Origin of the sequence: Rhizobium sp. BK275 (assembly GCF_014193555.1) — a bacterium.
Classification (GTDB): domain Bacteria; phylum Pseudomonadota; class Alphaproteobacteria; order Rhizobiales; family Rhizobiaceae; genus Rhizobium.
The window spans coordinates 199634-223522 of record NZ_JACHZL010000003.1; the positions used below are offsets into that span (position 1 = coordinate 199634).

General features: G+C 60.6%; 24 protein-coding genes. 6 read left to right on the forward strand and 18 right to left on the reverse strand.

Translation table 11 applies throughout. The features are described 5' to 3' along the window. Window positions 1-27 precede the first annotated feature (27 nt). Both FHT82_RS10835 and FHT82_RS10840 read right to left on the reverse strand, forming a co-directional pair. Window positions 28-618: a GDYXXLXY domain-containing protein gene (locus FHT82_RS10835; protein ID WP_183729729.1), complete on the reverse strand. Its 591-nt coding sequence runs from the start codon at window positions 616-618 to the stop codon at window positions 28-30. Then, window positions 615-1718, reverse strand: coding sequence for a DUF2157 domain-containing protein (locus FHT82_RS10840; protein ID WP_183729732.1), 1104 nt, complete (start codon window positions 1716-1718; stop codon window positions 615-617). Before FHT82_RS10840 ends, FHT82_RS10835 begins: the two co-directional genes overlap by 4 nt. A gap of 855 nt (window positions 1719-2573) precedes the next feature. On the opposite strand from FHT82_RS10840, the gene FHT82_RS10845 reads away from it, so the two are divergent. The 5 genes from FHT82_RS10845 (at window position 2574) to trmFO (ending at window position 5351) form a co-directional block, all read left to right on the forward strand. Beyond that, on the forward strand, window positions 2574-2720 hold the full coding sequence (locus FHT82_RS10845) for a DUF1127 domain-containing protein (RefSeq protein WP_003558908.1): 147 nt from the start codon (window positions 2574-2576) through the stop codon (window positions 2718-2720). 294 nt (window positions 2721-3014) lie between these two features. Beyond that, window positions 3015-3158: a DUF1127 domain-containing protein gene (locus FHT82_RS10850; RefSeq protein WP_112568191.1), complete on the forward strand. Its 144-nt coding sequence runs from the start codon at window positions 3015-3017 to the stop codon at window positions 3156-3158. Window positions 3159-3282: 124 nt separating this feature from the next. After that, entirely contained in the window at window positions 3283-3522 is a 240-nt protein-coding gene (locus FHT82_RS10855; protein ID WP_183729735.1) for a hypothetical protein, read from the forward strand. 4 nt (window positions 3523-3526) lie between these two features. Then, window positions 3527-3841: a hypothetical protein gene (locus FHT82_RS10860; protein WP_183731041.1), complete on the forward strand. Its 315-nt coding sequence runs from the start codon at window positions 3527-3529 to the stop codon at window positions 3839-3841. Window positions 3842-3917: 76 nt separating this feature from the next. Continuing rightward, a complete protein-coding gene (gene trmFO / locus FHT82_RS10865) occupies window positions 3918-5351 on the forward strand; it encodes a methylenetetrahydrofolate--tRNA-(uracil(54)-C(5))-methyltransferase (FADH(2)-oxidizing) TrmFO (RefSeq protein ID WP_183729738.1) in 1434 nt (477 codons plus the stop codon). Between the two features lie 121 nt (window positions 5352-5472). Here trmFO and FHT82_RS10870 read toward each other — a convergent pair whose 3' ends face one another. The 5 genes from FHT82_RS10870 to yajC form a co-directional block, all read right to left on the reverse strand. Continuing rightward, window positions 5473-5940, reverse strand: coding sequence for a hypothetical protein (locus tag FHT82_RS10870; RefSeq protein ID WP_183729741.1), 468 nt, complete (start codon window positions 5938-5940; stop codon window positions 5473-5475). A gap of 69 nt (window positions 5941-6009) precedes the next feature. Further along, window positions 6010-6858 carry a phytoene/squalene synthase family protein gene (locus FHT82_RS10875; RefSeq protein ID WP_183729743.1) on the reverse strand — a complete coding sequence of 283 codons (849 nt, stop codon included), beginning with the start codon at window positions 6856-6858 and terminating at the stop codon, window positions 6010-6012. Between the two features lie 2 nt (window positions 6859-6860). After that, a complete protein-coding gene (locus tag FHT82_RS10880; protein WP_183729746.1) occupies window positions 6861-7247 on the reverse strand; it encodes an Mth938-like domain-containing protein in 387 nt (128 codons plus the stop codon). A 4-nt stretch (window positions 7248-7251) separates the two neighbouring features. Then, window positions 7252-9771 carry a protein translocase subunit SecDF gene (gene secDF / locus FHT82_RS10885; RefSeq protein WP_183729748.1) on the reverse strand — a complete coding sequence of 840 codons (2520 nt, stop codon included), beginning with the start codon at window positions 9769-9771 and terminating at the stop codon, window positions 7252-7254. A gap of 43 nt (window positions 9772-9814) precedes the next feature. Then, complete coding sequence (gene yajC, locus FHT82_RS10890; RefSeq protein ID WP_007813582.1) at window positions 9815-10162, reverse strand: preprotein translocase subunit YajC; 348 nt, start codon at window positions 10160-10162, stop codon at window positions 9815-9817. Window positions 10163-10370: 208 nt separating this feature from the next. Between yajC and FHT82_RS10895 the strand changes: the two genes are divergently transcribed. Then, window positions 10371-11243 (forward strand): ATP-binding protein, encoded by an 873-nt coding sequence (locus FHT82_RS10895; protein ID WP_183729751.1) that lies wholly within the window; start codon window positions 10371-10373, stop codon window positions 11241-11243. Window positions 11244-11376: 133 nt separating this feature from the next. Here the strand turns inward: FHT82_RS10895 and FHT82_RS10900 are convergent, their stop codons facing one another. From FHT82_RS10900 to FHT82_RS10950, 11 genes are all read right to left on the reverse strand, one after another. After that, a complete protein-coding gene (locus FHT82_RS10900; protein WP_183729754.1) occupies window positions 11377-13014 on the reverse strand; it encodes a LysM peptidoglycan-binding domain-containing M23 family metallopeptidase in 1638 nt (545 codons plus the stop codon). 163 nt (window positions 13015-13177) lie between these two features. Continuing rightward, window positions 13178-13831: a protein-L-isoaspartate(D-aspartate) O-methyltransferase gene (locus tag FHT82_RS10905; RefSeq protein WP_183729757.1), complete on the reverse strand. Its 654-nt coding sequence runs from the start codon at window positions 13829-13831 to the stop codon at window positions 13178-13180. Continuing rightward, window positions 13828-14601 (reverse strand): 5'/3'-nucleotidase SurE, encoded by a 774-nt coding sequence (gene surE / locus FHT82_RS10910; protein WP_183729760.1) that lies wholly within the window; start codon window positions 14599-14601, stop codon window positions 13828-13830. The genes FHT82_RS10905 and surE overlap by 4 nt, the downstream gene beginning before the upstream one ends. A gap of 4 nt (window positions 14602-14605) precedes the next feature. Beyond that, a complete protein-coding gene (gene serS / locus FHT82_RS10915) occupies window positions 14606-15889 on the reverse strand; it encodes a serine--tRNA ligase (protein WP_183729763.1) in 1284 nt (427 codons plus the stop codon). A gap of 94 nt (window positions 15890-15983) precedes the next feature. Further along, window positions 15984-16811 (reverse strand): twin-arginine translocase subunit TatC, encoded by an 828-nt coding sequence (gene tatC, locus FHT82_RS10920; protein ID WP_183729766.1) that lies wholly within the window; start codon window positions 16809-16811, stop codon window positions 15984-15986. After that, the gene (tatB, locus tag FHT82_RS10925) at window positions 16808-17419 is read right to left on the reverse strand and encodes a Sec-independent protein translocase protein TatB (protein WP_183729769.1); all 612 of its coding nucleotides are present in this window, start codon (window positions 17417-17419) and stop codon (window positions 16808-16810) included. The genes tatC and tatB overlap by 4 nt, the downstream gene beginning before the upstream one ends. A 51-nt stretch (window positions 17420-17470) precedes the next feature. Next, complete coding sequence (locus FHT82_RS10930) at window positions 17471-17662, reverse strand: twin-arginine translocase TatA/TatE family subunit (protein WP_132651313.1); 192 nt, start codon at window positions 17660-17662, stop codon at window positions 17471-17473. Between the two features lie 183 nt (window positions 17663-17845). After that, window positions 17846-18568, reverse strand: a complete 723-nt coding sequence (scpB, locus tag FHT82_RS10935) for an SMC-Scp complex subunit ScpB (protein WP_183729772.1) — start codon at window positions 18566-18568, stop codon at window positions 17846-17848. Beyond that, complete coding sequence (locus FHT82_RS10940; RefSeq protein WP_183729775.1) at window positions 18565-19425, reverse strand: ScpA family protein; 861 nt, start codon at window positions 19423-19425, stop codon at window positions 18565-18567. Before FHT82_RS10940 ends, scpB begins: the two co-directional genes overlap by 4 nt. A 25-nt stretch (window positions 19426-19450) precedes the next feature. Beyond that, window positions 19451-20464 carry a beta-N-acetylhexosaminidase gene (gene nagZ, locus FHT82_RS10945; RefSeq protein WP_183729778.1) on the reverse strand — a complete coding sequence of 338 codons (1014 nt, stop codon included), beginning with the start codon at window positions 20462-20464 and terminating at the stop codon, window positions 19451-19453. A gap of 108 nt (window positions 20465-20572) precedes the next feature. After that, entirely contained in the window at window positions 20573-23875 is a 3303-nt protein-coding gene (locus FHT82_RS10950) for an SPOR domain-containing protein (protein WP_183729781.1), read from the reverse strand. Between the last annotated feature and the right edge of the window lie 14 nt (window positions 23876-23889).

Consider the following 23889-nt stretch of genomic DNA (forward strand, 5'->3'; position numbering starts at 1 on the left):
CGCCCCTCCCATCACCCGTCTCGCCTCTCAGTAGAGCGGCTCCTCATAGGCCGGCTTACCGTCGACGACGAGGCTGCGGATCTGCGCGGCACCCGAGGGCGAAACGCTGGCGGCAATCGAAACGACACCCTCGTTGCGGGCCTCCTCCAGCGGCTTGCCTTTGCCTTCCGGCACGTAATATCGCTCGATCCCGTATTCGACCCGGATGGTTTCGCCGTTATCGGGACCGTAGCTGTAGAAAGGCAGGCTGCGCATCACGACCGTGTCTGACGCGGCCGGCAATTGTTTGAACGACGATTCGACAACACCCCAGAAGCCGTCCGGCTGGCGCCTGAGGCGCACCCAGAGCGTCTGCTCGCCTGCTTCTGCCGGAATGCCGCCTGTCACCGTCGAGACCGGGACGGTAGATATGTCGTAATTCAGCACCACATAGTCGCCGCGCAGGAAATCCCGCGGATCGACCGGCGCCGTCTTGAGCAATATCTCGGTGCCTCCGGCAAGAATTGAAGCGCGGCTCTGTATGATATAGCCAAGGATCAGCGTCTGCAGGCCAGCGACCAGAATCGCAGCAATAATATAGAAGCGGGTGGATTGCGGTCTTGCAAAGGCAAAGCTCATGCGCGTTCCTCCACTCGACCTGCCGAGAAGCGTTTTTCAAGGCGGATGACGACCCAAGCAACGGCTGCCACCACCAGGCCGGAAAACAGGAAGAGGCTCGATGTGCCGAGGATCGTGCCGACCGTCACCGAGGCCAGATAGAGCATCTCAGCAGCGAAAGCGCCGTAGGCCAGGTAGCGTACCGCGCCATTGTTGCGGCCATGCAGCACAATCGCCACAACCGCAGCACCCAGCGTCAGCAGGCCAAGCAGGACCATGCGCCCGCCTTCGTCCATTTCCATATGCAGCAGGAACAGTCCCATAATGGCGACAAGGAAGCTATAGAACGCCGGAGCGGCACCCGCCGTTCTCACGAGCGTGGAAATCGGGCGGACGGGCAAGGCCGTCAGCAGGAACGCCGCCATGCCGAAAACTGCGAAGGCGATCGCCACGGAAATCTCGTCAAAAAGTACATAAAGCCATGCGAGCCAGCCGATGACCAACAGATAGGCGAGATGGCGGGCGCGATCGGCGCCCGTAAAGCGCACCAGCCCGAGAACAACAGCCGCCATCACCAGCGGCGCGTAGGGACCGAAGCCGACCCAACGCGTATCGTAATTCTCGATGTATACGGCAAAGGAGGCCCAGGAGAGGAAGCCGGCGACAACGGTCACCGCGGCCGAGCGGAAAAGGATTGCCGAAACAGTTGCAACGGCAAACCAGAGATACATGACCGTCTGCTCGTCGCCTGAGAGATGATACATCTGGCCGATAAGGGAGATGGCGCCGCCGAAACTGAGGGCACCGATGATAAGCAAACCGTTAGCGGTCGCCAGCGCACCACGTACAAAAAGAAGTGCGGCGCCGATATGAACCGCCCAGATGAGCGCCAGCATGAGGCCTACGCGCACGAGGCGCGGAATATACTCCCAGTTTGAGGCGACGAGCAGCAGCAGGGCCGCGCCAAGCAATATCGCCGCCAGCCCCATCAGCACGCGACCGAGGCTGAAACTTGCCGGGCGCGCGTCATATTCGGCCAGCAGTGTCTCCGCCGTCTTTTCCTCAAGCAGTCCCTTCCCCACCCAGAGCGAGAGATCACGCTCCAACCTGCCGCGATACATGCCCTACCCCGCAATGATCCGCCATATTCGGCTGACGCATTTATAGCGCAGGATCGGCGCACGGAAACGTCGGCATTTGAAATATGCAAATTCCTCCCTGGTCTAAATTGGGGCGACCGTTAACGAAACACTAACCGCGGCATTGCTAATATATAACTACCGCAGAAGAGGCATGCATGAACAGCATAGCCCTCATGACCATATTGCACTGCAAAAAGATCAAAAGTCATACTATTTACCTGTTTATCGAAGCACGGGGATGGCGCCCCGGCCCGGGTTGCCGGATGCCTGCGGACCATTTGTCCGTGACGAGATTCGCAGACGCGCACTCCTCCTCCCAGCGCCCTGCGATAGACTGGCAACACTCCTCCTCCCAGTTGCCAGTCACCATCACGACGCCCACCGGATCCTCCCCCGGTGGGCGTTTTGCTTAATGGATGATTAAACGATTAGCACCCTGCCCTTCCGGGCCTTCGCGAGAATCAAGGTGAAGCATTCGTTAAGCCTCATCCGAGAGCCAGCGACACGGCTTTCGAAGCTCGACCAACGACCAGTTACCAGGACGCGCTGAGGAAGGCGCCAACGGGAGAAAAGCCCCTTCGCAGGTATGGAAGCTGGCCAAATATCTATCCACGAAAGCCGGGAGGCTGAGAAAAAATCATTCTGCCTATTCGTTGACCAGAAAATGGCTAAAGCGTGTGAATCTCGGCCTGAGCTCTGCGAATCACGCATAGGTGGCTTGAAATCTTGGCTCTGTTAGTTCTTCGCGCCGCAACATATATTCTGGTCATCAAATAGAGGTCAGCGCCGAAGACAGGCTGCTGGCAGGATCAAGCCCTAGGAAAGGGGATTAACATGAACTTCTCTCGCTCTTTCAATAACTGGCGCAAGTATCGTCAGACCGTTACCGAACTCGGCCGCATGACCAACCGCGAATTGCATGACCTCGGCATCGACCGTTCGGACATCCATCGCGTTGCTCGCGAAGCTTCCGCCCGCTAAGTACAGGTAATCGCTGCTCCTCCCAAGCAGATTGCCTTCCCAAAACGCCTGCTGCCTCCGCAGCGGGCGTTTTCTTTTTGCCTATCGGTCGGACTGCCGAAAAAGTTGCAGAAGTATTAATTCTTGGTCCGCTCAAAAATCGTGCTCTGCATAATTAGCGAGCATCAGATTGCACAATTGCATAGCAGACGCCTTTTATTTGCACTGCACAATATCGATGACCTCGATTATATAGATGTCAACCGCAGAGACAGCGATCCCGCTGCCTGCACAAGACATCTGAGGAAAAAGATCATGAACCCAATCCGCATTGCAAAGAGCTGGATTAGCTACCGCCGCACGCTCAACGAACTTGGCAACCTGTCCAACCAGACGCTTGCCGATATCGGCGTCAGCCGTTACGACATCCGCAACATCGCATCCCGCTCGTTCCGCTAATACATCGAGCGAACCATTCTCCAAGACGGCGCCATCGGGCGCCGTTTTCGTTTTTGGGCTTTGCTCTTTCTTTATCGGAACCCTACAGCCTTCCGTCAGTTCTCCTTCACGAAAGGAGACTACCATGGCAAACCGACTTAATGCCGGCTTTACCGGCCAGCCGGCGAATAAGCCCGAAGGCATTCGCAAAGCTGCTTCCAATACTGCCTCTGCCGTCAAGCGCGAAGTACAGGCCGTTGCAACGGGTGCGGCCGGTCATCCCCATACCGCCAGCTCCGTCGTTGTAGGTATCGGCGTTCTGGCTTTCAGCATCGGCTATCTGCTCGGTCGCCAATCCGTCGAGACCAGCCGTTTCTGGAGGTGACATCATGGCCAAAACCATTCTCGAAAAAGCAACTGACGATGCGCGGGCCGAAGACAGCCCGGCTGCCGACGCGCGTCGTCGCGAAATTGCGGACGAAACCTCCCGAGCACTGGATGCCCGTCGTGAGGGCAGTCCATCACCAAAGGGTGAAATAGACGCCTTCACCACAGACGCTGAAGAAATGAACCCCGACGACCTCCCTAACCTTGCTGCACAACGCGAAGCGGCGCGAGAACATGGCGACGCATACGTTGTTGCTGCCGATCTCGAAGATGCTGACCAGCGCGAAGCGTCGCCCGGAACGCGAGAGCAGAGCTAATCACGTTGCGGCGCCGGCCGGCGCCGTTTTCGATTCTATTGTTGGATCGCATGTCCTGGCGTGATATCAGCCGCCGATGATCAACAATTCCTCCTATTCCCCTATTCATGTCATCGGCGGCGGACTGGCCGGCTCTGAAGCTGCGTGGCAGATTGCCAATGCTGGCGTTCCCGTGATCCTGCACGAAATGCGTGGCGTGCGCGGCACGGATGCACACAAGACCGATGGACTTGCCGAGCTCGTCTGCTCCAACTCCTTCCGCTCGGATGACGCTACCAGCAATGCGGTCGGCGTCATCCATGCGGAAATGCGCATGGCCGGTTCGCTGATCATGGCGTCGGCCGATAGGCATCAGGTGCCTGCCGGCGGTGCACTCGCCGTCGACCGCGATGGCTTCTCCGATGCCGTGACCAAGGCGATCCAGGAACATCCGCTGATCACGGTCATGCGCGAGGAGATCTCCGGCCTGCCGCCGAGGGAATGGGATCTGGCTGTTATCGCCACCGGTCCGCTGACTGCGCCATCGCTTGCGAGCGCCATCCAGGCGGAAACGGGGGAGGATTCTCTTGCTTTCTTCGATGCCATCGCGCCGATCGTCTATCGCGACAGCATCGACATGGATATCTGCTGGTATCAGTCGCGTTACGACAAGATCGGCCCCGGCGGTACCGGCAAGGACTATATCAACTGCCCGATGACCGAAGAGCAGTATAATGCCTTTGTCGACGCGCTGATTGCCGGTGATACCGTCGGCTTCAAGGAATGGGAAGGCACGCCCTATTTCGACGGCTGCCTGCCGATCGAGGTCATGGCAGAGCGCGGGCGTGAGACGCTGCGGCACGGGCCGATGAAGCCGATGGGCCTCACCAATGCACATAATCCGACCGTGAAGGCCTATGCCGTCGTGCAGCTCCGCCAGGACAATGCGCTCGGCACGCTCTACAATATGGTCGGCTTCCAGACAAAGCTGAAATATGGTGCGCAGGCTGATATCTTCCGCATGATCCCAGGGCTTGAGAATGCAGAATTCGCCCGACTCGGCGGCCTGCACCGCAACACCTACGTCAACTCGCCCACCTTGCTCGATCCGTCGCTGACGCTGAAATCACGTCCCGGTCTGCGTTTCGCCGGCCAGATCACCGGCTGCGAAGGCTATGTCGAAAGCGCAAGTGTGGGTCTGCTCGCCGGCCGCTTTGCCGCCGCGGAACGCAAGGGAGAACCAGTTTCGCTCCCCCCCGCAACGACGGCGCTTGGTTCGCTGCTCGGCCATATCACCGGCGGACATCTCGTCACCGACGAGGAGCCAGGCAAGCGCTCATTCCAGCCGATGAACATCAATTTCGGTCTGTTTCCCGAGCTTCAACCCGGCTCGATCGTCAAGCCTGAAGGCGTCAAGCGCTTCCGCGGCAAGGACAAGACGATCATGAAGCGGCAGTTGATTGCCAAGCGAGCGCTTGCAGATTGCGCCGCCTGGCTGGGTCAGGACGTCAAGCTCGCCGAAAGCATCTGAGCCTACATTTTGTTTTGACCAAAGCACGTCGCGATCTTTCAGATTCGCTCGCCGTGCTTTAGGTCTTTGTTTTTACGCGTGTCGATATCGCAAAACCGCGCACACTTTTGCGCGACACGCTTTAATGGCCGTTTGCGGCGGACGAATTCGGCGCAGGCAATTCCTTATCCGGCTCGGCAACATAGTTGCCGAGCAGCCAGAGCGACACTTCTGACGCCTCCTTGGCGGAGGTGAACTCGTAAGTGCCGTTGTGAGAGGGCGCATTGACAAATTCGATGCTTAGGCCCCTGCCCGTTTCGGAAGCAAGAACGCGCACCGTTCCCGGCTCGATCAGATGACAGGCGAAGTGACGCGACATGTTGCGCATGAAGCCGGCCTTGTTATCGTGCAGACGAACGAAGACGGCCTGACCGTCAACCGTCGCCTGAAGCTGGCGGATCGCTTCATTGGGGAATGCACGGCCGAACTCGATGATGGCAAGGCCCGTGTCGTGCAGGCCATCTTCCTTGTTCTGAGCAGCCATGCGCGTCGCCACGAAGGCGAAGAAGATGACGATGGCGAAAAGAACGCACCAGACGATAATGCCCACGCGGATTCTCCGTTTAGAATGGGGTTATGCCTGACATAACGCGCGAGACTTGCGCGAGTTTGACCGTCGTCAGATTTTCTTACGCATGCCCGCAAGAGCCATGCGCATCTGACGACGCCATTGCGGCTCCTGCAGAGAGCCTTCCAAAACGGCAGCACCGCGCTTCTGCGCTTTCACCAGCACCGGTTCCGCAAGCGCAACCGGCAGGAAGGCCGGCACGATAACCGGCGACAGCGCAGAGGCCCTCGCCTTGGCAAGGTGATCGCGGCCGAGCCCGGCAAAAGCTTCGATGGCCGCAGAGATGCGCGGCCTGTCCGTACCAGCCAGGAACGTCTCCCGGTCGAGACCCGTCGCCGAGAGAATTTCGAGCGGGATATAGACCTGGCCGCGGCGTTGATGGAGCGGCATCAAAAGCAGCATGCCTGATATCGCCTGCGCCACACCGGCATGACCGGCAGCATCGGCGGATTTTGTCGCGTCTTCCGGCGAAAGGACAAGGCTCGCAAGCTGAATCAGCGCCGAGGCCGTTTCACCCGCATAGCCTTCGAGCGAGGTGCGGCTTTCCATCGGGTCGTCGTAGAGGTCGAATATCCGCGCTTCGATCATGTTGACGAGCGTCTGGCGCGGAAGCCGATGCGTCTCGACGGCCGTAAGAAGGGCCGCGGCAAGAGGATTGGCCTCGGTCGAACCGTGCGCATTCCCCTCCAGAAGGTCGCGCCAGTATTGCATGCGGATCTCGCCGGGCAGCGGCTCGTGGACGAGATCGCGGATGCGGGCGAGCTCGGCATTGAAGGCATAAAGGGCAGCGAGCGCACCGCGCTTGGCCTCGGGCGACAGCAGGCAGGCAAGATAGCGGTCGCGATCGGTGTCGCGCAGCATCGCCAGGCTGATATCCTGGTTCGTCTTCACATCGGACATGATCAGACCGCGATCAGGGCGGCGGCGACGGCGCGCTGTTCGGAAAGCATGATGTTGAAGGTGCGCACGGCGGCACCCGTGCTCATCGGATCTGAGGAAATGCCGCGCGCTTTGAGGGCGGCACGCAATTCCGCGGGCAGACGGCGAAGCTCCGTGCCCGTGCCTACGAGCAGCACTTCGATATCGGCGGCTTCATCGAGCACAAGACGGAAATTCTCTACAGACAGCGGCGTCGTCATGTCCATATCCCAGCCGTGAATGCCCGATGGCAGGCAGAGGATGGAACCACGATGCGACATATCCGCAAAGCGGAAGCCGCCATTGCCATAGGTGTCGATGGGAGCGCGGCCCGGGAAATGGGCGTCGCGGATTTCAATGCCTTTTGCCATGGATCTATACCGCCGGCTTGCCGGATTTCATGCTGGTGTCGCCCTCGTCCTCACCGTTCGTGTTCCGGCGCAGCCGGAAGATGATGAGGACAGGCGCTGCTATATAGATGGAGGAGAATGTTCCAAGCGCAACGCCGAAGAGCATGGTGAATGTGAACGAGCGGATGACGGCTCCGCCGAAGATGTAGAGCGCAAGCAGCGCAAGCAAGGTCGTGGCGCCCGTCAGAACGGTGCGCGAGAGCGTCTGGTTGATCGCCGCATCGATCAGGATCGGCAGCGGCATTTTCCTGTAGCGCTTCAGGTTTTCGCGCATGCGGTCATAGACGACGACGGTGTCGTTCAGCGAATAGCCGACGACGGTGAGCAATGCGGCCACGCTCGTCAGATTGAATTCCATGCCCGTCAGCACGAAGAGGCCGAGCATGATGATGACATCGTGCAGCGTCGCGACGACCGCGCCGACCGCAAACTGCCATTCGAAGCGGATCCAGATATAGACCAGGATGGCGAACAGCGAGGCAAGGATGCCGATCGTCGCCAGCATCGTCAACTCGCCGGAGACGGCCGGGCCGACGACCTCGACACGGCGAAAATCATAATCCTCGGCCAGTTCGCCGCGAATGAACGTCGCCACCGATTGCTCGGCATTTTCGCCGCCGTCCTGCGAGCCTACGCGGATCAGGGCGTTGGTGGCATCGCCGATTCGCTCGACGCGCACCGGTCCGAGGTTCAACTCGTTCAGACGGGCGCTGAGATCGGCAATATCGGCATTGCCCTGCTTCGCTTTGACCTCGACCAGCGAACCGCCGGTGAAGTCGATGCCGAGCTGCAGGCCGACCGAGGCGAAGGCGAGCATTGCGGCGATGCAAAGTGCCGCCGATGCCGTGAAGACATAGCGGCGAATGCCCATGAAACGAATATTGGCATGCTCGAACAGGCTTGCCAGCGCGCTCTTCGGCAGATGGCGGGGATGCCGCTTCGCCAGCCAGGCGGCGACGAAGCCGTGCGTCAGCGTGAAGGCCGTCAGGATGGTCGTGAGGATGCCGACGGCCAGCGTCACGGCAAAGCCGCGAATGGATTCGCTGCCGACGAAAAACAGAATGACGGCGGCGATGAAGATCGTGACGTTAGCATCGACGATGGTGGCGAAAGCACGCGAGAAGCCGCGCTCGACCGCCTGGGCGAAGGTCGTATGCGGCACCCTCGCTTCTTCGCGGATGCGCTCATAGATCAGCACGTTGGAATCCACCGCCATGCCGACGATCAGCACGAGGCCGGCAATGCCCGGAAGCGTCAGCGTCGCACCGGCAACGCTTAAGACCGCAACGATCAGCACCAGATTGAAGACCAGTGAAACGAGGGCGATGATGCCGAGCATACGATAGAGCGCGATCATCAGCACAGCGACGAGCACCACCGCGACAATGCCGGCAATCAGACCGGAGAAAACGGATTCGGAACCGAAGAGCGGGCTGACAGTGCGCTCCTCGACGGCCGTCAACGTCGCAGGCAGCGCGCCGGCCCGAAGCATGACGGCCAGATCCTCAACGCCCTCTTCGGAGAAATTGGCGGCAATCTCACCGCGTCCGTCTGTGATCGGCGCTTCGATGACGGGGCTTGCCATCACCTGATCGTCGAAGACGATGGCGAGATGCTTTCCGACATTGGCGGTCGTTGCCTGTGCAAGGCGCTGCGCAGCCTCGGCGTTCAGCCGGTAGACGACCGCGCTGTCCTGCGTCTGTGGGTCAGTCTTCGTATCGACCTCGGCAAAATCTGCGCCTGTCGCAATTATCGAGCGATCGACGAGATAGGGGATCGGCGGATCATCCAGCGAATAGAGCACCTGCGATGTCGCGGGCCAGCGGCCGGCGAGCGCCTGCTGGCCGGTCATGCTTTCATCGATCAGGTGGAAGGAGAGGGCCGCAGGTTCGTTCAGCAGGTTCTTCAACCGCTCGGCGTCGACGGAGCCGAGGACCTGCATGGCGATACGGTCGTTCCCGTCAGGACGAACGGTGAAATTCTCCATTCCAAAGCCGGCAATGCGGCGGGCGACGATATCGAGGGAGCGCGTCTGCGCCGCTACCGTATCGGCATCGATCGCCTTGTCGGAGATCTGCAGCGTCAATTGGCCATCATTGCTCTGCTGGAGAGCAACATTGGCCGATGTCAGTGATTTCAGAAGATCGGCGGCAGCCTGAAGCTGGGCCAGATCGGTGATCTTGACCGTCACCGTCTGGCCGGTTCCTGTGAGCCCGGTATAGCGGATGCCGGCGCCACGGAGCTTGTCACGAACGCCGGCGACCGTTTTTTCGAGCCGGTCTCGGATGATATCCGCGCGCTCGAGGCGAAATACGATGTAGGAGCCGCCCTGCAGATCGAGACCGAGGGTGATACGGTCCTGCCGGACCCACCCTGGCAGGGAGGAAAGCTGCGCCTGGCTCAGAAGATTAGGCGCAGCGACGACAATAGCGGCAATCGCGAACAACCAGATCAGAAGTGTTTTCAAGCGGGAAAAATGGTGCATTCTCTCGACTATCTTCCGATCCGGCGGGTGTTGCTATTGCATATTATGCAGCGTCAGCCTTGACCGGCTCGCCCTTCACGCGGACTTCGGAAATTCCGGTACGGACGATGCGCACGCGCACGCCTTCGGCGATTTCGACTTCCACTTCCTTCTCGTCGACAACCTTCGTAACCTTGCCGACGAGGCCGCCGCCGGTGACGATCTGGTCGCCGCGACGGATCGCCTTCAGGGTTTCCTCACGCTTCTTGGCCTGAGCACGCTGCGGGCGGATAAGCAGGAAATACCAGACCACCATCAGCGGCACGAACAGGATGATCATTTCGAGGCCTGAGCCGCCGAAAGCACTCGTGGCGTCAGTTGCGCTCTGGGCAAATGCCGGGGTGATAAACATGCTAAGCTCCTAAGGCTGTGGGCGGCGGAACCCCGCCTCTCTTTTCAAGTCGCCGGACTATAGTTGCAGCCTTGATGAATGCAACAAAAACAGCCGGCAACCGTACCGATTCCGCTGCCTCATAACCTTTCCGCTGTGGAAAGGCCATGCTACCCGGCATCAAAAAAAGAAAGCGGATTATCGCTGCAATCTATGAAGGAGGCACCCGATGGCCGAGGAAATCAATAGCGTTCTGCTTCAGGAGCTGAAGAGGCTCGCGAATGCGGTGGAGCGGCTGGCGGGACCGGCGCCTGCCGTCAACGACTGGAATGCTGCCGACTGTTTCGTCTGGTCCCCTGCCCGCCAGTATCTGCAGCCTGTCAAGCGTCCCAACCGCGTAGCGCTGAAGCTCATCCGCGGGGTCGATCACGTGCGCGATATCCTGCACGAAAATACCGTGCGTTTTGCCGAGGGCTATGCGGCCAATAACGTCCTTCTCTGGGGCGCGCGCGGCATGGGCAAGTCGTCTCTCGTCAAGGCAGTGCACGAAGACGTGCGCCGCGAGAGTGGCGTATCGCTGAAGCTCGTCGAAGTGCATCGCGAGGATATCGCCAGCCTGCCCACACTTCTCGACCTCCTCAAAGATACGCCGCATCGCGTCATCGTCTTCTGCGACGATCTTTCCTTCGACCACGACGATACTGCCTACAAGTCGCTCAAGGCCGCGCTCGATGGCGGCGTGGAGGGACGGCCGGACAATGTGCTGTTCTATGCCACGTCCAACCGGCGCCACCTGCTGCCGCGCCACATGATGGAGAACGAACAATCGACGGCAATCAATCCGTCCGAAGCCGTCGAGGAAAAGGTGTCGCTTTCCGATCGCTTCGGGCTGTGGCTCGGCTTCCACAAATGCAGCCAGGAAGATTATCTGATGATGATCGATGGTTATGCCGACCACTTCAAGCTCGGCCTCGACCGCGAGAAGATGCATGCCGAAGCGCTGGAATGGGCAACGACCCGCGGCGCCCGCTCCGGCCGCGTCGCATGGCAGTATATCCAGGATCTGGCGGGGCGACTGCGCATCCATCTCGACCCCGCTTAGACATTTCCCAACGCGTGTCGTTATCGCAAACCGCTGCACGCTTTTGCGCGAAACGCTTCAAAACGACAAAAGCCCGGTCACCGACCGGGCTTTTGCATTTCCCTGAGACGCTCTACCTGCTCAAGAAATATCGCTATTCAAGAAAGGTCATCGGGTTGACCGGGGCCGCATCCTTGCGGACCTCGAAATGTACCTGCGGCTGCTTTACGTCGCCGCTCATGCCCGACACGGCGACCGTCTGGCCGCGCTGGATCTTCTGGCCGCGGGTGACGCTCAGCGTATCGGCGTTACCGTAGACGGTGACGGTGCCGTCATCGTGACGGACGAGAACGGTATTGCCGAGTTCCTTCAGGCCGTTGCCGGCATAGATGACGACGCCATTTTCAGCAGCCTTGATCGCAGTACCCTGCGGAACCGAGATGTCGATGCCGTCATTGCGGCTGCCGTTGACGTTGGCACCATAGGCGGCAATCACCTGACCGCGAACCGGCCAGCGATATTTGCCGATGCCGGTGGCTTCCGGAGCTGCTGCGCTGACATCGGACTTCTTCTCGACGTCGTCGACCGTCTGCGTGGCGGCAGGAGCCTTGTAAGGCGCCGGCTGCGCGGAAGCGGTCTGGACCGGAGCGCTCGCGGCCTGGGCGGGCTTTACCTGATCGACCTTCTGCGCCGGGATAGACGCGGTCTTGATCGCGTCGGCGGAAGCCGCGCCGTTCGGGATCTTCAATTCCTGACCGATGCGGATCGAGCCTGCCGACAGATTGTTGGCCGCCTTGATAGCGTCGATATTGGCGCCCGTTGCCTTGGCGATCTTGGTAAGCGAGTCACCCTGCTTGACCGTGTAAGTACCGACAGCGCCCTTCGGATCCTTACCGGCACCTGAGGGAACCTTGCCTGCCGGGTCCGCGCTTGCGACGGTTTTGTCGCGAGCGGAATTGGCGCCTGGAACAACGGCCACCTTCTGTTCCTGGCCCTTCGTCGGCTGCGGCAGGTTGCCGGGCTTGGAAAGGTCAGCGGACTGGGCTGCGGCCTTGGCGGCGTTGTTGCCACCATTGAAGGTCGGGATGAGGATCGCCTGGCCGGGCTGTGCGGCGGATGCCGTCTTCAGATTGTTGACGCGCAGGATTTCCTTTTCCGGAACGCCGTACCGACGGGAAAGGATGGCGATGTTTTCACCGGGACGCAGAGTGACGGACGGTGCATTGGCGCCGGACCAGCCGGAGACCTTCGGTGTCGTGCCTGTCGTCAGCGCATCGGGCGCAACCCTCGGAGCCGACGCAGCAGCCGGTGCAATACGATCAGGCTTCGGAGCGGCCGGGAACGGTTGGGCGAGAGCGACATCCCTCTCTCGCTGACGTGAGGAAACCGGACCTGCGCTTGGCGGCGAGAGATCGGAACGCTGAACAGAAACCGGGGTGGATGCCATCCGTGCGTTGGAGCTGACCGGCTCATAGCTCGAACGACCCGGATAGGGCTGGCTCATCCCCTGATTGCTCGCGCCGTAAGCCGGCTGGCCCTGATTGCTCGCGGCATAAGCCGGTTGAATGCCTGAGCCGCCGAGATCGGCGCGCGGCACCGGGTCGCCCTGCGGGCCGTTGAAGCTCCTGCGCGGGATGGAATTTGTCGTGATCTGATCCTGCCCGGAGGAGGAAAACAGACTGCCGAAACGCGTCACATCAGAGCTGCAGCCCGTAGCTGCGCTCGCCAGCAAGGCGACCACCAGAAGATTCCCGGCCGACTTCCCGAACTTCGGCGAAAAACTAAAACGCATGACTCGACCCACTTAGAACGCAACCATTTGTGAATCTATTAAAGCGCGTTAGTGTTACCATGCGGTTAAGGCGCTGGAATCAGTGCTATATTTTTGAGAGCTTGATAACCATAAGTTTGCGGGCGAAAAGTCATAGCCCGCAGGCCCTGGAGCCTTACCTAGCTTAAAGCTGGGAAGCGAGGCGGGGAACGATCGGCAGATAGGGAGCGTCAAAGAGCTCTTCCCGCTCGAAGCGGCTGCCGGTTTTGGTCAATCGAACCATGCGGCATTCGTTTTCGGATATGATCAGCGGCGCAATCATAGAACCGCCCGAAACGAGCTGATCGGCATAGAAGCGCGGCATGGAATTGAAGGCAGCCGTGACCAGGATACGGTCGAAGGTGCCCTCGCCCTGCATGCCGGCGCTGCCGTCGGCCTGACGGATGATGATGTTGCGCAGGCTCAGCGATTCCATGCGGCGCTGCGCCGAAAGCGTCAGCGTCTTATATCGATCGACCGTGAGCACGCGTTCGGCAATGCGACCGATGACCGCCGCGGTAAATCCGCTGCCGGTGCCGATTTCGAGCACACGCTGGCCGGGGCGGACTTTGAGATGATGGAGAAGACGGACGGCAAAATCGACGCCTTCGAGGAAGGAGCCGCAATCAATCGGAATGGTGCGGCTGGAATAGGCATTCTCTGCAAATTGCGGAGGCACGAAGAGCGAGCGCGGCGTCTGCTCGACTGCCGTCAGCAAATCGATGTCGGAAATGCCTTCTGCGCGCAATCTGAGGACCAGCGCCGCAAAGCCCTCCTTCTCGGCCAGTTTCGCCGTCACCCCTTCACTCCGTGTCCGATGGCCCGCGCCACGCGGTCCGTCACGGAATAATCGGTCAGATCCAGTTTCAAAGGTGTTACCGAAATCTTATTATGCTTCAGCGCGTGAATATCGCTGCCCTCGGTGAAGGCGCCGGCGCGCTCGCCGAATTTCAGCCAGTAATAGGGAAAGCCGCGGCCATCCGTGCGCGCGTCGACCTGCAGGTTGAAAGCAAGCTTGCCCTGCGCCGTCACCTCGACGCCCTCGACCTCGTCGGGATGACAGTTCGGAAAATTGAGATTCAGGAAGGTACCCTCAGGCAGATCGACCGCCATCAGCTTTTCGAGCAGTGCCGGCGCATGTGCCTCGCAAACCTCCCAGGGCAGGATGCGCGCACCATCATCATAGATGTAGGCCTGGCTGAGGGCGAAGGAGCGCACGCCCTGCATCGTGCCTTCAATGGCGCCGGCGATCGTGCCGGAATAGGTCACGTCGTCGGCGACGTTGGAACCGGAATTGACGCCTGACAGAACAAGATCCGGCTTGATGTCGAGCACCTGCTTGATGCCCATGATGACGCAATCGGTCGGCGTGCCGCGCAGCGCATAATGCTTGTCTGAAATCTTCCGGAGCCTGAGCGGCTCCGAAAGGCTGAGCGAATGGGCAAGGCCGCTCTGATCGGTTTCGGGGGCGACGATCCAGACATCGTCAGAAAGCGCTCTTGCGATCCGTTCCAGCGCACCCAAGCCTTCGGCATGGATACCGTCGTCATTCGTCAGCAAGATGCGCATCGTCTCAAGCCGCCCGTTCGATCTTCGTCAGACCGCCCATATAGGGCAGCAAAACGTCCGGAATCGTGACCGAGCCATCCTCGTTCAGATAATTTTCGAGAACCGCAATCAGGCAGCGGCCGACCGCCGTACCGGAGCCGTTCAGCGTGTGGACGAACTTCGTCGCCTTGTCGTCCTTGCCTCGATAGCGAGCATTCATGCGCCGTGCCTGGAAATCGCCGCAGACCGAGCAGGAGGAGATTTCGCGGAAGGTGTTCTGTCCCGGCAACCAGACTTCGAGGTCATAGGTCTTGCGCGAGCCGAAGCCCATATCGCCGGTGCAGAGCGTCATCGTGCGGAAATGCAGGCCGAGGCGTTTCAGCACTTCTTCAGCGCAGGCCGTCATCCGCTCGTGCTCGGCAATCGCGCTCTCGGCGTCGGTGATCGAGACGAGTTCGCACTTCCAGAACTGGTGCTGGCGCAGCATGCCGCGGGTATCACGGCCGGCAGAGCCCGCCTCCGAACGGAAGGACGGCGTGAGCGCGGTGAAGCGCAGCGGCAGCTTTTCCTGATCGAGGATTTCTTCGCGCACCAGGTTGGTCAGCGTCACTTCCGCCGTCGGGATCAACCAGCGGCCGTCCGTAGTGCGGAACAGATCTTCCGCGAATTTCGGCAGCTGGGCGGTGCCGTAGACAGCTTCGTCACGAACCATCAGCGGCGAGGACACTTCGGTATAGCCGTGTTCGGTCGTGTGCAGGTCAATCATGAACTGACCGAGCGCACGTTCAAGCTTGGCCAATTGGCTGGTCAGAACCGTGAAACGCGAGCCTGACAGCTTGGCTGCGCGTTCGAAATCCATGTAGCCAAGGGCCTCGCCGATTTCGAAATGCTCCTTAGGCGCATGGTTCCAGCGCGGCTTTTCGCCAACGACGCGGGTCACGACATTGTCGTGCTCGTCCTTACCAACAGGTACGTCGTCAAACGGCACGTTCGGAATACGCGAGAGCTGATCGTGGAGTTCAGCGGAAAGCGCACGCTCCTCCTCTTCAGCAGCCGGCAGCGTTTCCTTGATCTCGGCGACCTCGGCCTTCAGCTTGTCGGCAAGCTCGGCGTTCTTCTGCGCCATGGCCGCACCGATCTCCTTGGAGGCGGCGTTGCGGCGGGAGAGCAGATCCTGCGCCTTCTGCACGGCGGAGCGGCGCTTTTCGTCAAGGGCAATGAGAGATTGCGACAGAGGTTCCGCGCTGCGCTTGGCAAGGGCAGCATCGAGAGCCTCGGGATTCTCACGGATCCATTTGATATCGAGCATCGTCGTTCCAGATCGTTTCAACAGAAATGAACCGGTCGGAGAAAACCCCGACCGGATGGAAAACGGCAGAACTCAGAGAAATGTCCTGATGCGCTCAGACGCTGTCCGTCTTGGCGACGTCGGAGGATTCACTGGCCTCTTCAAGCGCCTGTTTGGAACGCTGACGCTCCACGAGTCGTGCCGCGTAGATGGAAATCTCGTAGAGAAGGATCGTCGGCAGCGCAAGACCGATCTGAGACATGGGATCGGGCGGCGTCAGAACCGCAGCCACGACGAAGGCAAGCACGATCGCGAACTTGCGCTTCTCAACGAGCCATTGTGAGGTGAGAAGACCGACGCGGGCGAGCAGCGTGGTGATGACGGGAAGCTGGAAGACGAGACCGAAGGAGAAGACCAGCGTCATGATGAGGCTCAGATATTCCGAGACCTTCGGCAGGAGCGAGATCGCCACTTCGTCATGGCCCGGCGCCTGCTGCATCGACAGGAAAAACCACATGACCATCGGCGTGAAAAAGAAATAGACCAGCGCGGCGCCCATGAGGAACAGGATCGGCGATGCGATCAGGAACGGCAGGAAGGCCTGGCGCTCGTTCTTGTAGAGGCCGGGAGCGACGAACTTGTAGATCTGTGCTGCGATGATCGGGAAGGCGATCACAAGACCGCCGAACATGGCAACCTTGACCTGCGTGAAGAAGAACTCCTGCGGCGCGGTGTAGATGAGCTGCGCTTTCTCGACATCGAGGTGAGCCCAGCTGACGGCAAGCTTGTAGGGAAAGACGAGATAATTAAAGATGTGCTTGGCGAAAATGAAGCACGCGATGAAGGCGATGAAGAACGCCCCGATCGACCAGATAAGCCGCTTACGCAGCTCCATCAGGTGCTCGATCAACGGCTGCGGCTTGTCTTCGATATCACCGCTCATGCCTCATCCTTCTTTCTTCTTACGGCCGGCTTCTTGACCTCGGTCGGCTTCTTCGTTGCAGCAGCGCGCTTCGATTTTTCGACAGGTGCGGCAACAAGGGCCACCGCATCGGCCTTGTCTGCTGCCTTCACCCGCGGCTTGCGCACCGTCTTCGGCTTTTCAGCAGCTACGAGCGGCGCAACCGGCGGCGGCGCGGGAACGGCTGGCGGCGTTTCCGGCAGGCTCAGGGACGGCGCCGGTGCAGAGACTTCCGCAAGCGGCACTTCAGTCTTGTTTTCAGCGCCCTGCTCGACCGGCTTGTCAACCTTCGTCGCGTTCTGCAGATCGGACCTGATCTCGTTGCCCATCTGGCGCAGCGGGTTCATCGCCTCGCGCAGGCTGTTGACCGGGTTCAGCCTCTGGGCGTCGCTGATCGTGCGGCGCACGTCGTCAAGTTCGGCTTCGCGCAGAGCTTCGTCGAACTGGGCACGAAATTCACCTGCCACCTTGCGGGCACGTGTCGTCATCTTGCCGAAAGCGCGCAGCATCGGCGGCAGATCCTTCGGACCGACAACCACGATCAGAACGACCGCGATAACCAAGAGTTCGGTCCAGCCAATATCGAACATGCAAGGCTCCTGAACGGGCGGCGCGGGGGCTGCGCCCTTTCCCGTACGTGATTACTTCGTTTCGTCGGCCTTGTGATCGACGGTCTTTGCGGTTTCAGGCGCGTCTTCGTCGTTCATGCCCTTCTTAAAGCTCTTGATGCCCTTGGCAACGTCGCCCATCAGTTCCGGGATCTTGCCGCGACCGAACAACAAAAGCACGATGACCAAAACGATCAACCAGTGCCACATGCTAAAAGAACCCATTACGCATACTCCCTGTTTCGGTATTCCCTCGATGTAAGAATTTCCGATCCGGTTTCCAACATCAATCCTTCTGGACTGAGCTTAATGTCACGGTATCGGCCTTTGTGACAAGCCATTCATCCATCGAAAAGTCATGATTGACATTGTTTTGCGAGGGCGTGGCAAAAGCAAGACCAACCTTCATCATTCCTCGGAGGCGCCACCCGGGGCGAGCAGTCCAAGCTCTTCAAGGTCCAGTTGTGTAATTGGATCCTCGTCCTCGGTCAGTTCGTCGTTCATGAGGGGCGACGGAATGTTGAAATTGGCGGGGATCCGGCCGGACAACAGGCCGGCGCCCTTCAGTTCTTCAAGACCAGGCAGGTCGCGCAATTCCTCAAGGCCGAAATGATCGAGGAAATCCCGCGTCGTGCCGAGCGTCACCGGCCGGCCCGGCGTGCGACGGCGGCCGCGGAAACGTACCCAACCCGCCTCCATCAGCACGTCGAGCGTACCGCGCGAGGTCTGCACGCCTCTGATATCCTCGATCTCGGCGCGCGTCACCGGCTGGTGATAGGCAATGATCGCCAGCACTTCCAGCGCAGCACGCGAGAGCTTCTTCACCTCGTTCTCGTCACGGCGGATGACGAAGGAAAGATCGGCGGCGGTGCGGAAAGCCCAGGCATTGTCAACCTGCACGAGATTGACGCCACGGGGAGCATACTGCTCCTTCAGGCGCAGCATGATCTCGTGCGCATTGAATCCCTTTGGCAGGCGTTCAGTAATGAAACCTTCGGATACCGGCTGGGCGGAGGCGAAGACCAGCGCTTCGGCAATGCGCTCCGCCTCTATTTCGGCCTGCAGATCGCGGGCAGTGCCCTCGCCCTCCCCGTCTTCGCGTTCAAAGTCCTCGTCCTGCACGTCGATCAATCCGACTGCTCCTGTTCGACCACCTGCAGGGTGGCATGTTTCGGGCCGCGGCGCATGTAGATCGGCTGGAAAGCGCCGTCCTGGCGTATTTCGAGCTTGCCCTCGCGCACCAGTTCCAGCGAGGCGGCAAAGGCACTGGCGACGGCAGTGACCCGCTCGGCGGGGCTTGCGAGGTAGCGCAGCAGATATTGTTCGAGCGCCGTCCAGTCGACGATATCGCCGATCATCTGGGTCAACAGTTCACGGGCATCGGTCAACGACCAGACATTGCGGCGCTCGATCGTTACCTGAGTGATCGCGTGGCGCTGACGCAAGGCCGCGTAGGCGCTCAAAAGGTCGTAGAGATTGGCGTCGTAGGCTGACTGCTGGCGATCCGGGATGTGCTCCGGCGCGCCGCGGGCGAAGATATCGCGACCGAGCCGGTTGCGGTTGACGAGACCATCGGCAACCTGACGCATCGCTTCCAGTCGCTTCAGGCGGAAGGCGAGCGTTGCGGCCATTTCCTCGCCGGAGGGACCGTCGTCCTTCACTTGCTGCGGAATGAGCAGCCTGGATTTCAGATAGGCAAGCCAAGCCGCCATGACGAGATAGTCAGCGGCAAGCTCGATGCGGATACGCCGCGCGCTTTCGACGAACTGCAGATATTGCTCGGCAAGGGCCAGAACCGAAATGCGCGACAGGTCGACCTTCTGGTTGCGGGCAAGATAGAGCAAAAGATCGAGCGGGCCTTCGAAGCCGGCGACATCGATCACCAGCGCCGGCTCATGGGTGGCCCGTTCCGAACCGTTCTGCTGCCACAGCTTGTCCATCGGCGTTGACGCCGCCTGGGACCGCTCCGTGCCCTTGATCGTGTTCACCCTACCCTGCCTTTCCGACCTCTTCTCAAGCCGTTGCAAACATGGCGTCGAATTCCGCCCTTATCGTCGCCTCGTCTACAGCATCGGCGGTCGGGAAGCCGTCCTCAACCAGCCGTGCCCTCTCGCGCGCAAGACCTGCCAGCGGCGGAACATTTGCCACGACCTGAAGCATCTCGTCCATATGGCCGTTGCAATGCAGCACGATATCGCAGCCGCCCGCAATAATATTCGCCGCCCGTTCGCCGATCGTGCCGGAAAGCGCATTCATCGAGCTATCGTCCGACAGGAGCAAGCCCTTGAAGCCGATCTCAGTGCGGATGACCTCGTCGATCACCTTACGGGAGGTGGTTGCCGGATTGTCCGGATCGATCGCCGTGAAGACGAGATGGCAGGTCATGGCCATCAACTCATCCTTCATGGCGATAAAGGGCGGGAAGTCGTGAACTTGCAGTTCCTCGCGCGATACCGTAACGACCGGCAGCTCCAGATGCGAATCTGCAAAGCCGCGCCCATGACCCGGCATGTGCTTCATGACCGGCAGCAAGCCACCAGCCTTCAACCCCTCGCAAGCAGCCCGGCCCATTTCCGTGACAGTGACGGGATCGCCGCCATAGGCTCTGTTGCCGATGACGTTGCTGCTGCCTTCGATGGGCACGTCCAGCACCGGCAGGCAATCGACATTGATGCCGAACCTCTGGAGATCGAAGGCATGCAGGCGCGACATCAGCCAGGCCGCGCGCAGCCCAAGCGCGCGGTCGCGGCGATAGAGATCACCAAGCGCCTGTCCCGGCGGATAGTGCTGCAGGATCGGCGGACGGATGCGCTGAACGCGACCGCCCTCCTGATCGATCAGCACAGGCGCATGCCAGCCGACGCATTCACGCAGCTCGGCAACGAGATCACTGATCTGCTGGGCTTCGGAAATATTCCGCCCGAAGAGGATAAAGCCCCAGGGGCGTTCAGCCTTGTAGAAGGCCTTCTCTTCGTCGGTCAGCTTGAGGCCGCTGCAGCCGAGGATCATTGCTTTTGATTCGGTCATACTCGAATCATAAGGGCAGCCTCGCGAATTGCGAGCAAGGTCAAGCGCGATCCCACAAAAAAGAACGGCGGGACAAGCCCGCCGTTCCGATAAAATTATTCAGAAAGCTCAGCGCGAGATGAGGCAGCTTCCGCCGGCGGAGCGATACTGCTCGCAAAGGGCGGCAGCTTCGTCCTTCGAGCCGGCCGGGATGCGGACGCGGTAGAAAGTACCTTTGCCGGCGATATCTGCCTTACGGATTTCGTAGGCGCGGCCACCGAGCACACCGGCGAACTTCTTCGACAGGCTGGCGTAGGACTTCTTCGCCTCATCCTCCGACGGCAGCGATGCGATCTGGATGCCGTAGCCACCGCTTGCGGCGGCCGGAGCCTGCTGTGCCGGCTGGGCAGCGGTTGCTGCCGGTGCAGAAGCGACCTGCGTCGGCTTCTGCTGAGCCGTTGGGCGAACATTGCCGTTCTCGGTTACCGTGCCGACGACATTGACCGGCTGCTCGGCCGGGCGGGCGGTCGGGACAGGCGCCGTATCGGTCGCCACGGCAGAGGCAGAGGCAGCGTCGGCGATCGGCGTCGTCTTCACTGCGCGAACCGGCGGATCAACCTGATTTGCGTTGGCGGCATTCGCCTCAGCCACCTTGGCCACCGTCTGAGCTGCAGGCGCAGTTCCGACAGGTGGAATTGCTGTGGAAGCAACCTGATTGCCGGTGCTTGCCGGGAAACTTGCAGCAGATGGCGTCGCAGCCGGTTGGGCTGCAGGGGTTGTCGCCGCCACGTCATTGGCTGGCGCGGATTGCTCGGCAGGCGCGAGCTCTTCGCGAGCGACGAGCGTGCCGTCCGGCTTGACGATCATCGTGCGGACCTTGCGAGGCGAAACGGACGGTACCGCATCGTCGTCGGAAGCGGAGGCATTCACAGTGCTGTCGTGATCGGGCAGCAGGCGCGGATCCTGCGTTTCGCCGACTGCAGTCGGCATGACCTGATCGGCACTACCTTCATTGTCATCGGGCGAAACTTCCGGCGTCAATGTGCGCTGGACGACATCGACCGGCGCCTCATCGGAGGAAACAAGCGCCTTCTGCTTCGGCTCTTCGGCAGCACCTGCGACCCGGTCATAGACAGCCTTGTCCTGGTTCGGCACGGTCTTGCCGCCCGGATTCTCGGGAACGACCTTCACCGGATCCTTGTCGGCGGTTATGACGCGCGGCTCGCCGGAGCTGACGATGCCAAGGCCGGGACCGTTGGAAACCCAAGTGTAGACCCCATAAGCGCCGCCGGCAAAAACGACCAGCATGGCGGCTGCAGCCAACAGACGGCGCATGGAGCGGGCGCGGTTGAAATCCGCGGTCTGGCTCGCGGATTCGATATGGACTTCGGAAACATTCTCGCGGCGCTCGACCGGCTCGCGCACACTGCGGCGGAAATCCTCTTCCAGCGCGCGCTCGAAATCATCAAGCCCGTCGGCAAAGACGGAGTTCGCGGGCTTGGCCACAGCAGCGGCCGTTGCAGCACTGACCGGGGATGCCCAAGCCGGGGCAACCGGTGCTTTCTCCTGTCGCTTGGCGGGCTCGAAGAAGCTTGCGATCTCGGCATCGAGATCGAAATCGAAGTCGGCGGTCTTGGCGACCGGTTCCGGATGCTCGACAGGCGGCAGCGTCGGAACATGCATGTCCTCCACCGTCTCGGGACGATCTTCCGGATCGGAGATCATCGACGGATCGAAGGGCAGATCCTCGGTGGATTCGCTTGCCGGCGCCGGCCTGGCATAGCTGACCGGAGCAGGCTGCGGCTCAGGCACGAAAACCGGGGCCGGCTGCGGACGCGGCGAAGGCTGTGCTGCGACGACAGGCGCAACTCGCACGGGTTCGGGCTCGGGTTCCGACTGCGGAGCCTGCGGCTCGGCGAAGTCGAGATCGGCAAGCTCCAGTTCGATACCGGCGAGATCCAGTTCGAAATCGTGGCCGGCAAAAGGATCTTCAGCCTCCAGTTCCGCCTGGCGCGCGACGCCAGGCGCGGGCGCGATAGGCTGCGAGACCGGCTCCACCGGAGCCCGAACGACCGGCTTCGGCGCTTCGGGCTGACGAAGAACGGGCGTCGCACGGCTCATCGGCACAGGCGCAATCACCGTCGGCTGCACGGATGCGCGAGCAACGGGCGCTTCGAACAAGGGCGTATCGAACACCGGAGCTTCGAAGACGGGAACAGCAGCAACCGGCGCCGGTTGCTGTGCCGACGACGCAACGACAGGCTCGGGTGCAGCGGCGACGGGCTCAGACGCAACGGACGATGCAGCGCGCTGCGGTACCGGATAACGGGAGACATCCGCAAGCAGATCGTCGAGATCGAAGGTTTCCGCATCGAAGGCGGGCTCCGGCAACGCTTCGGTGAGCGCAGCATCGGGATGGACATCGCCTTCGGCTGCAGCCGCGATCAGGTCGAAACCGGAGTTAGCGGGCTCAACAGGCTCTTCGAAGGAAGCACTATCTTCGAACGCTGCGACGGGCTCTTCAGGAAGGGCAACTTCTTCGTGGCGATCGATCTCTGCCGGAAAACCGAAGGATGCGGCAACCGGCTCGAAATCCGCAGCTTCAACGGCGGCGACCGGCAGAGGCTCTTCGGCGACAGGCACAGCCATTTCGGGTTCGACCGTGAACGCCGGTTCGGCAACAAATTCAGGTTCGACAGCGAAGGCTTCCACCGGAGCCGGCTCGACAACGGGCGCCTCGATGGCCAGCTCGGTGAGAACCGGTTCCTCGCGGCGCGGCGCGTGGAAATTGGCGATCGGCAGACGAATGCTGGCGGCCGACCATTGCGGCGCCTTCGTCGGCGGCTGAATGGACGGAGCGGCAGGAAGAGCGCCGCTGATGGAAAGCTCCAGCTCTTCGATCAGATCACGAGCGCCGCCATATGCCGTAAACGTGGCCGGAGGTTCGGCAGAAACGGCAACGGGCTTCGTCGGAACAGGAGCCCAATCATCGGTGACAGGCGCCTCCCGATTGACCGCAACCGGTTCGGGAGCAGCCACTTCGGGAGCAATGACAGCTGCCTCCGGGAGCTCCGGCTCGACCACAGGCGTCTCGAAATCGAACACGACCGTCGGGACAAGTTCCTCACCGATCGAGGGGACGTCCTCCTGAACCGGCTCGACATAGTCGTAGGCTTCGACTTGTTGTTGAGCGACTGGCTCCACCTGATGATCGGAGTCAGCCGGGGGGCGCGGCGCATCATAGCTCTCGAACTCGCGGAGAAGCTCGTCCTCAAGATTGAGAACCGGCTCCTGCCGCTGAGGTTCGTCTACAGTATTGGCCGCAATTCGGGGTTCAAAGCCGACGATACGAGCAAGTTCAGCCAACGGATCATCGTCGGCAAACATATCGTCTTTACCGCGCGTGTCATACGCAAGTCGTTTATCAGCCATGCCCATCCCCACTC

What these genes read in the sequence shown, in the direction of transcription:
- FHT82_RS10860 (WP_183731041.1), top strand. Translation starts at nt 3,527, where the DNA reads ATGGCCAAAACCATTCTCGAAAAAGCAACTGACGATGCGCGGGCCGAA.
- FHT82_RS10880 (WP_183729746.1), bottom strand. Translation starts at nt 7,247, where the DNA reads ATGGCAAAAGGCATTGAAATCCGCGACGCCCATTTCCCGGGCCGCGCT.
- nagZ (WP_183729778.1), bottom strand. Translation starts at nt 20,464, where the DNA reads ATGACCGAATCAAAAGCAATGATCCTCGGCTGCAGCGGCCTCAAGCTG.
- tatB (WP_183729769.1), bottom strand. Translation starts at nt 17,419, where the DNA reads ATGTTCGATATTGGCTGGACCGAACTCTTGGTTATCGCGGTCGTTCTG.
- FHT82_RS10875 (WP_183729743.1), bottom strand. Translation starts at nt 6,858, where the DNA reads ATGTCCGATGTGAAGACGAACCAGGATATCAGCCTGGCGATGCTGCGC.
- serS (WP_183729763.1), bottom strand. Translation starts at nt 15,889, where the DNA reads ATGCTCGATATCAAATGGATCCGTGAGAATCCCGAGGCTCTCGATGCT.
- FHT82_RS10840 (WP_183729732.1), bottom strand. Translation starts at nt 1,718, where the DNA reads ATGTATCGCGGCAGGTTGGAGCGTGATCTCTCGCTCTGGGTGGGGAAG.
- FHT82_RS10845 (WP_003558908.1), top strand. Translation starts at nt 2,574, where the DNA reads ATGAACTTCTCTCGCTCTTTCAATAACTGGCGCAAGTATCGTCAGACC.
- FHT82_RS10855 (WP_183729735.1), top strand. Translation starts at nt 3,283, where the DNA reads ATGGCAAACCGACTTAATGCCGGCTTTACCGGCCAGCCGGCGAATAAG.
- surE (WP_183729760.1), bottom strand. Translation starts at nt 14,601, where the DNA reads ATGCGCATCTTGCTGACGAATGACGACGGTATCCATGCCGAAGGCTTG.
- FHT82_RS10950 (WP_183729781.1), bottom strand. Translation starts at nt 23,875, where the DNA reads ATGGCTGATAAACGACTTGCGTATGACACGCGCGGTAAAGACGATATG.
- FHT82_RS10835 (WP_183729729.1), bottom strand. Translation starts at nt 618, where the DNA reads ATGAGCTTTGCCTTTGCAAGACCGCAATCCACCCGCTTCTATATTATT.
- FHT82_RS10895 (WP_183729751.1), top strand. Translation starts at nt 10,371, where the DNA reads ATGGCCGAGGAAATCAATAGCGTTCTGCTTCAGGAGCTGAAGAGGCTC.
- FHT82_RS10930 (WP_132651313.1), bottom strand. Translation starts at nt 17,662, where the DNA reads ATGGGTTCTTTTAGCATGTGGCACTGGTTGATCGTTTTGGTCATCGTG.
- FHT82_RS10900 (WP_183729754.1), bottom strand. Translation starts at nt 13,014, where the DNA reads ATGCGTTTTAGTTTTTCGCCGAAGTTCGGGAAGTCGGCCGGGAATCTT.
- tatC (WP_183729766.1), bottom strand. Translation starts at nt 16,811, where the DNA reads ATGAGCGGTGATATCGAAGACAAGCCGCAGCCGTTGATCGAGCACCTG.
- trmFO (WP_183729738.1), top strand. Translation starts at nt 3,918, where the DNA reads ATGATCAACAATTCCTCCTATTCCCCTATTCATGTCATCGGCGGCGGA.
- secDF (WP_183729748.1), bottom strand. Translation starts at nt 9,771, where the DNA reads ATGCACCATTTTTCCCGCTTGAAAACACTTCTGATCTGGTTGTTCGCG.
- yajC (WP_007813582.1), bottom strand. Translation starts at nt 10,162, where the DNA reads ATGTTTATCACCCCGGCATTTGCCCAGAGCGCAACTGACGCCACGAGT.
- FHT82_RS10850 (WP_112568191.1), top strand. Translation starts at nt 3,015, where the DNA reads ATGAACCCAATCCGCATTGCAAAGAGCTGGATTAGCTACCGCCGCACG.